The sequence below is a fragment of the Flavobacterium sp. genome, assembly GCF_040402835.1.
GTDB lineage: Bacteria > Bacteroidota > Bacteroidia > Flavobacteriales > Flavobacteriaceae > Flavobacterium.
In genome coordinates, this window is sequence record NZ_JBBALW010000059.1 from 1 (window position 1) to 1,020 (window position 1,020).

Annotated in this window: 2 protein-coding genes; both read left to right on the forward strand. The window is 29.6% G+C overall.

Going from position 1 to position 1,020, the window contains the following annotated elements; genetic code table 11:
• Positions 1–71: 71 nt before the first annotated feature.
• Positions 72–464, forward strand: coding sequence for a helix-turn-helix domain-containing protein (locus AC9UEH_RS11525; RefSeq protein WP_509532029.1), 393 nt, complete (start codon positions 72–74; stop codon positions 462–464).
• Positions 454–1,020: IS630 family transposase (locus AC9UEH_RS11530; RefSeq protein ID WP_509532032.1), on the forward strand; the 567-nt coding region annotated here is incomplete at its 3' end. The genes AC9UEH_RS11525 and AC9UEH_RS11530, both read left to right, overlap by 11 nt.

Consider the following 1,020-nt stretch of genomic DNA (forward strand, 5'->3'; position numbering starts at 1 on the left):
TAAGTAATTAGAATAAAATAATGTCGTATTTTGTTGTTTATATGTAATATAATTTGTATATTTATCTCATTATGAGATATATAATACTAAAAACAGAAGAGATTGAGGTATTGGAATACCTTCATCAAAATAGCCCTAATAATACCGTTAGAAAACGTAGTCAATGTCTTGTTTTATCGCATCAAAGACGCAAGATTAATGACCTAGCTTCTATTTTTAATGTCAGTCGCAGAACTATTGAACGTTGGTATGATAGTTGGGCTGAAATTGGTGTCGATTCTCTTGCAATATCAGAGGGAAGAGGCGCTAAAACTCTTTTAAAAGACTATTCCAAAGAGGTTTCGGAGCAATTAGAACTTCACAATAGGAATTTAAAAAATGTATTAATTTACTTTGAAGAGCAACACAATATTAACATCTGCAAAAAGACATTGCAGAATTTTTTAAAAGTTACTGGGTTATAGTTGGAAAAGAGCTAGGCTTTCCTTAAAAAGCAAACGAAACGAAGAGAATTTTAGATTTCAACAAAAGCAAATAGAATCACTAAAGAGTTTGGAAGATAGCGGATATATTGATTTATATTTTGGAGACCAAAGTCATTTTGGACTCACTCCTAATGTACCTTATGCTTGGCAAACAAAGGATAATCCAATATTATTACCAGCTGCTAAGGGCAAATATCAAAATGTAGTTGGATTAATGACTCGTAAAAATAATCTTTATTTTGAAATACTTGAATCAACATTTAATTCAGATAGAATTATATGTTTTATGGATCGTTTTGTGGAGCAAACTATTAAAAAAACAGTTGTGATTCTTGACAATTCACCAATCCATAAATCAAAAAAGTTTATGGCTAAAATAGAACAATGGAAAGAAAAGGATGTTTTGATTTACTTTTTGCCACCATATTCTCCAGAGTTAAATCTGATAGAAATACTATGGAAAAGAATAAAATATCAATGGCTAGGTTTCGATGCTTATAAAAGCTTTGAAAATCTAAAAGAACAATTAAATTTT

What these genes read in the sequence shown, in the direction of transcription:
- AC9UEH_RS11525 (WP_509532029.1), top strand. Translation starts at nt 72, where the DNA reads ATGAGATATATAATACTAAAAACAGAAGAGATTGAGGTATTGGAATAC.